Source organism: Blastococcus sp. TF02-8 (genome assembly GCF_003319175.1).
In the GTDB taxonomy this organism is placed as follows: Bacteria; Actinomycetota; Actinomycetes; order Mycobacteriales; family Geodermatophilaceae; genus Blastococcus.
In genome coordinates this window covers 112,695-118,724 of sequence record NZ_QOHK01000009.1, presented here as the reverse complement: position 1 = coordinate 118,724, position 6,030 = coordinate 112,695, and the positions used below count along the sequence as shown (strand labels likewise).

Annotated in this window: 5 protein-coding genes; 1 reads left to right on the top strand and 4 read right to left on the bottom strand. The window is 76.7% G+C overall.

Annotation, left to right across the window (positions count from 1 at the left end):
• On the top strand, positions 1-1,151 hold a 1,151-nt coding region (locus DQ237_RS16675), incomplete at its 5' end, for an HNH endonuclease signature motif containing protein (RefSeq protein WP_147251842.1).
• A 9-nt stretch (positions 1,152-1,160) separates the two neighbouring features.
• Here the strand turns inward: DQ237_RS16675 and DQ237_RS16670 are convergent.
• Genes DQ237_RS16670 through DQ237_RS16655 form a run of 4 tightly spaced genes read right to left on the bottom strand, consistent with a single transcriptional unit; the run spans position 1,161 to position 6,010 of the window.
• Positions 1,161-2,540: an RsmB/NOP family class I SAM-dependent RNA methyltransferase gene (locus tag DQ237_RS16670; RefSeq protein ID WP_113801260.1), complete on the bottom strand. Its 1,380-nt coding sequence runs from the start codon at positions 2,538-2,540 to the stop codon at positions 1,161-1,163.
• Complete coding sequence (gene fmt / locus DQ237_RS16665) at positions 2,537-3,514, bottom strand: methionyl-tRNA formyltransferase (protein ID WP_205730256.1); 978 nt, start codon at positions 3,512-3,514, stop codon at positions 2,537-2,539. Before fmt ends, DQ237_RS16670 begins: the two co-directional genes overlap by 4 nt.
• Positions 3,463-3,996, bottom strand: coding sequence for a peptide deformylase (gene def / locus DQ237_RS16660; protein ID WP_113801272.1), 534 nt, complete (start codon positions 3,994-3,996; stop codon positions 3,463-3,465). The genes fmt and def overlap by 52 nt, the downstream gene beginning before the upstream one ends.
• A 25-nt stretch (positions 3,997-4,021) precedes the next feature.
• Positions 4,022-6,010, bottom strand: a complete 1,989-nt coding sequence (locus DQ237_RS16655; RefSeq protein WP_240619691.1) for a primosomal protein N' — start codon at positions 6,008-6,010, stop codon at positions 4,022-4,024.
• Positions 6,011-6,030: the final 20 nt, after the last annotated feature.

Below are 6,030 nucleotides of genomic sequence, written 5' to 3'. Positions count from 1 at the left end.
TGGAGCACGCGCAGTTGTTGACCACCGTCCTGCCCGGGACCTTCGCCCGCCTGCGTGCAGGTGAGCTGGACTGGCCGCGGGCGCGGGCGATCGCCGCGGAGGTCGCGGCCACCGGCGCGCAGACCGACCCGGCGGTGATCGCCGCCACCGAGGCCGCGGTGCTACCGCGGGCCGGGGAGTTGTCGCTGCGCAGTCTGCGGGAAGCGGTCCGCGCGGAGCTGCTGGCCCGCGACGCCGCCGCGGCTGACCGGCGGCGGGAGCTGCGGGCCCGCGGCGCGGATGTGAGCGTGCGGCCGGTGGGTGACGGGATGAGCGAGTTCCGCGCGCTGATGCCGCACGACGACGCCCGCGCCTGCCGCGACCGGGTCGACCAGCACGCCCGCGCCGCCAAGGACGCCGGGGACACCCGTCCGATCGGGATGCTGCGCGCCGGTGCTGCGGCTGATCTGCTGCTGCGCCCCTGGCAGCAGCAGCCGCCGGTCACCGCCCACCTCACGGTCGTCGCCCCGCTGAATGCACTGACGGCCGACGCGTTCACCCCGCCAGGCACCACCTCGCCGATCGGCGAGGTGGACGGCGAACCGATCACCGCCGCCCACCTGCGCGAGCTCCTCACCCGCCTGGACGCCCTGGGCCTACGAGCTCCGGCCGGCGGCGGCCTGGACATCGCGATCACCGACCGCACCGGCGACCTGCTGGCCGTTTCCGGTCGTTCGGAGGTCGAGCGCCTCGCTCGACGCGGGTGCCTCGAGCACGCGGACGCCCCCTGCGCCTGCCCGGTCCTCGACAAGCCCGACCCGGTGGACCGCTACCGGCCCACACCCGCCCTGTACCGCTTCCTCAAGGCCCGCGACCGCACCTGCCGGCATCCCGGCTGCACCGTGCGCGCCGGGTGGGCCGACCTCGACCACGTCATCGCCCACGCCGACGGCGGCGAGACCTCCTGCGACAACCTGTGCTGCCTGTGCCGGCGCCACCACCGGCTGAAGACCTTCGCCCCCGGCTGGACCCACACGATGAGTGCTGACGGCGTGCTCACCGTCATCACGCCCTCCGGCGTCACCCGGATCAGCCGACCACCGGGCTACCGCGTGCTCACCGAACCACCGCAACCGCCACCGGACCCGGCCGACGACCCGCCGCCGTTCTGAGCGCGACGCTCAGCGAGTGCGGCGCAGCAGCGCCATGAACATGGCGTCGGTGCCGTGCCGGTGCGGCCACAGCTGGCCGTGGTCGCCACGGGCGACGCCGGGCACGTCGGGGAACAGCGGCGCCACCGGCAACACCTCGACGTCGTCGCGCCGGGCCGCGGCGTCGACGACGTCGACGGTCTCGGCGGTGTGCGGCGAGCAGGTCACGTAGGCGACGACGCCGCCGACCCGGACCGACTGCAGCGCGCTGTCCAACAACTGCGTCTGGAGCTCGGCCAGCGGCTCGACGTCGTCGGCGGTACGCCGCCAGCGCACCTCCGGCCGGCGACGCAGCGCGCCCAGCCCGGTGCACGGGGCGTCGAGCAGCACGCGGTCGAAGGAGCCGGGCTCCCACGGCAGCTGCCTGCCGTCGGCGGCGAGCACCTCGGTGTCCTCCTCGTCGCGCAGCGCCTGGCGGACCAGGTCGGCGCGGTGCGGTGCCCGATCGGCCGCGACCAGCCGCACGCCGTCGGGGCGGGTCGCGGCCAGCAGGCCGGACTTCCCGCCCGGGCCGGCGCACATGTCCAGCCACGCAGCGTCCCGACCCTCCAGGGGTGCCCGGGTGAGCAGCAGCGCGGCGAGCTGGCTGCCCTCGTCCTGCACGGCCGCCTTGCCGGTGCGCACCGACGCGAGCCGGCCGGGGTCTCCCCCGCCGAGCCGCACGGCGTACGGCGACCACGGGCCCGGCTCGCCGCCGGACTCGTCCAGCAGCTCCTCGCGCGCCATCCGCCGGGCCACGAGGTGCACCTCGGGCGCGACGTCGTCGGCGAGCAACGCGGGCTCGAGCTCGTCGTCGCCACCCAGGGCGTCCCGCCAGGCCTCGACGATCCAGCGCGGGTGGTCGGTGGCCAGCGCCAGCCGCTGATCGCCCTCGGCGCCGAGAGCCACCAGCCAGGCCGCCCGGTCACCCCCGGCCGCCACCTTGCGCAGCACCGCGTTCACCAGACCGGATGCCCCGGTGCCGACGATCGCCCGGGTGAGGTCGACGGTGGTGTCGACGGCGGCGTGCGCCGGCACCCGCAGGTCGATCAGCTGGTAGGTGCCCAGCCGCAGCAGGTCGAGGACCCGTGGATCCAGCTCGGCCAGGGGCCGGGAGACCAACCCCGTGAGGATCGAGTCCAGGGTGCCCTGCGCCCGCAGTGCGCCGTAGGCCAGCTGCGTGGTGAAGGCGGCGTCGCGCTCGTCGAGCTGCCGCTCGCGCAGCAGCTGCGGGAGCAGCAGGTTGGCGAACGCCTGGCGGGAGGAGACGGCGTCCAGCACGTCGTAGGCGGTCAGCCGCGCGCCGTCGAGCACCGGACGGCGGGTCGCCGGGTGCCGCCGGGGCCCCCGCCTGCCCGGCGGGCGGCTCACTCCCCCACCCGCTCGCCCGGCTCCGGTCGCGCACCGCGGGCCCAGTCGGGCGCGGGCAACATCTTCTTGCCGGCCGGCTGCACCTGCGTGAGCCGCACGGCACCGGTGCCGGTGCCGACCAGGACCGAGCGGGAGTCCAGCACGACCTCTCCGGGTGCCAGCGCCGGGCCGCCCCCCACCGGCTCCAGCGGCGCGACCCGCAGCCGCTCGCCGCGCCACGTCGTCCAGGCACCGGGCGCGGGCGTGACACCACGGACCCGGCGGTCGACGACGTGCGAGGGCAGCGCCCAGTCGATGCGGGCGTCGGCCGACTCGACCTTCGGCGCGAGGCTCACGCCGTCGGCCGGCTGCGGTTGTGCCTCCAGCGCGCCGGCGGCGATCCCGTCCAGCGTGGCGACCAGCAGCTGCGCGCCGCTGACCGCGAGCCGGTCGAGCAGGTCACCGGCGGTGTCGCGCGGGCCGATCGCCTCGGTCAGCGTGCCGAACACTGGACCGGTGTCCAGGCCCTTCTCCAGCAGGAAGGTCGACGCTCCGGTCACCTCGTCGCCGGCCATGACCGCGTGCTGCACCGGCGCGGCACCGCGCCAGGCCGGGAGCAGCGAGAAGTGCAGGTTGACCCAGCCGTGCCGCGGCAGGTCGAGCGCCGCCTGGGGCACCAGTGCGCCGTAGGCGACGACCGGCGCGCAGTCGACCGCCAGCTCCGCCAGGTGGGCGAGGAAGTCGGGGTCCTTCGGGGACGCCGGCTGCAGGACCGGGATGCCGGCCTCGTCGGCGCGCTCGGCCACCGGCGACCGGCCGACCTTCCGGCCACGCCCGGACCGGGCATCGGGCCGGGTGAGGACGGCGACGACCTCGTGGTCCGAGGCGAGCAGCGCGTCGAGCGAGGGGACGGCGGGCGCCGGCGTACCGGCGAAGAGCAGCTTCAGTGGGGGCTCACTTCCACGCGCGGCATCCAGGCACCCATGCCGGCCCATTCCGCGGCCTTGATCTCGGCCAGCGCCGCCTCACGGGCGGCGGGGTCCAGCCGGTCGACGAACAGGACGCCGTCGAGGTGGTCGGTCTCGTGCTGCACCGCACGGGCCAGCAGGTGCGACCCCTCCACACGGACCGGCTCGCCGTGCATGTTCCAGCCGGTGGCCGCCACGTAGAGGTGACGCCGGCAGTCGTACCGCAGGTCGGGGATCGACAGGCAGCCCTCGGGCCCGTCCTCCGTCTCCTCGCCGATCGGCGTGACGTCGGGGTTCACCAGGTGGCCCACCTCGCCGTCGACGTCCCAGGTGAACACCCGCAGCCCGACGCCGATCTGCGGGGCGGCAAGACCGGCGCCGCCGGCGGCGTGCATGGTGTCGGTCAGGTCCGCGACGAGCTGCCGCAGTTCCTTGTCGAAGTCGACGACCGGGGCGGCGGGCCGGTGCAGGACCGGGTCGCCGAACAGCCGGATGGGGGTGACGCTCACCCGGCAATGGTAGGCGGCACCCCGGTCACACCAGGTCGAGCGGGTCCAGCTGGACGCGGACGTGCTCGGGCACCTTCTTGGCGCTGCGCACCCCCTGGACCTCCGCGAGCGCGTGCGCCAGCGCCGCACCGTCGGCGCGCGGCACCCGCACCAGGTAGCGCTCCCGCTCCCCCTCCTGCCCGGGGCGGGGCCGCTCGGGCACCGGGCCGAGCAGATCCGCACCGTCGGGCAGCCGCAGCGCGCCGAGGAACTCGGCCAGCGCCGCGGGCGACGCGGAGAGCGACGCCATCCGGGTCACCGGGGGGAACCCCAGCTCGCGCCGGTCGGCGACCTCGCGCTCGGCCAGCCCGGCCGGATCCCAGCGCACCAACGCCTGGACCACGGGGTGGGCGCCGTCGGCGGCCACCACCACCTGCCCTCCGGCCGAAGCCGGGCGCACCAGCGTGGCGGCGTTCAACCACCGCCGCATCGTCTCCTCCGCCGCCCGCAGGTCCGCCCGGCCCAGGAGCGCCCACGAGTCGAGCAGCAGGGCCGCGCCGTAGCCGCCCTCGGCGACCGGTTCCGCGCCGGGGGTGGCGACGACGAGCGCCGGACCCGCGGGCACGGTGGCGAGCACCCCGGTGGTGCTCCCGGAGGTGCGCACCACCGCGCCCGGGAAGGCCCGCGCCAGCTCCTCGGCGGTCCGGCTCTCCCCGATGACCGCGGCCCGCAGCTTGGTCCCGTGGCAGTGCGGGCAGTCGAACGTCGCCGCCGGCCGGGCACACCACCGGCACGCGGGGATGCGGGCCCCCCCGGGGCCCGGCCGCGGGGAGATGCCCAGCGGCCCGGAGCAGTGGGCACAGCGGGCCGGCGCCCGGCAGCGCGCGCACGACAGCGAAGGCACGTAGCCGCGCCGTGGCACCTGCACGAGCACGGGCGCGCCGTCGGCCAGTGCCTTCCGGGCGGCAGCGTGGGCGAGCGAGGGCAGCCGGGCCGAGCGCGCGGCCGGGTCGCGGGCGAGTTCGAAGTCCTCGCCCAGCGCCTGCACCCGGGGGGCGGCGGCCCGCAGCACCGACCGGTCGGCGACCAGCTCGTGCGCCCAGCCGGACTCCACGAGGACCGCCGCCTCCGCGGTGCGCGCGGTCCCGGCGACCACGGCGGCGCACGAGTCGAGCCAGGCGCGCTGGATGAGCACGTCGCGGGCGTGCGGATAGGGGGCGTGCTCGTCGGCGTGCAGGTCGTCGCCGTCGTCCCAGATCACCACCAGACCCAGATCGCGCACGGGCGCGAACATCGCCGCACGGGTGCCCAGCACCACCTGGGCGGCTCCGCGGGACGCGGCGAGGAACCGCCGGTAGCGCTTCTCCGGGGAGTCGTCGGCGCGCAGCACGGTGAACGAGTGCTCCGGCAGCAGCGCCCCGGCCGCCGCCTCCAGCCGGTCCAGGTCCTTGCCGTCGGGGACGACGACGAGCGAGCCCCTCCGTCCCGAGAGCGCTGCCCGGCACAGCTCGACCAGCCGGGTGGGCCAGTCCTCCCCCGGCAGCGCGTTCCACACCGCTCGAGCCGGCCGTCCCTCCGCCAGGGCGGACAGCAGCGCCGGCCCTGCCTGGTAACGGCCGAAGCCGGCGGGATCGGGCGGATCGGGCAGCGCCTCCGGGGTCGGGCACTCACGCTTCTCCGCAGCCGAGCGGCGGGGCGGGAGGGCCAGGCGCAGGACGTCACTGGCGGTGCCGGCGTACCGGTCGGCGACGGCCCGGACCAGCCGGGCGACCTGTGGGGTGAGCACCGGTTCCCCGGAGGGGACGTGCGAGAGCGGCTGCAGGGTGCCGGTGAAGTCGGTGGTGTCCCCGAGCTCCCAGACGACGCCGTCGACCAGCCGGCCGTGGAAGCGGACGCGCACCCGGCAGCCGGGCCGGACCAGGTCGGCGAACTTCTCCGGGACGGCGTAGTCGAACGGCCGGTCCAGGTGCGCCAGGGGCACGTCGACCACCACCCGCGCCACCGCCGGGGCGGGGTCGGCGGAGGCGGGTGGCACGTCGGGGCACGCTACCCAGG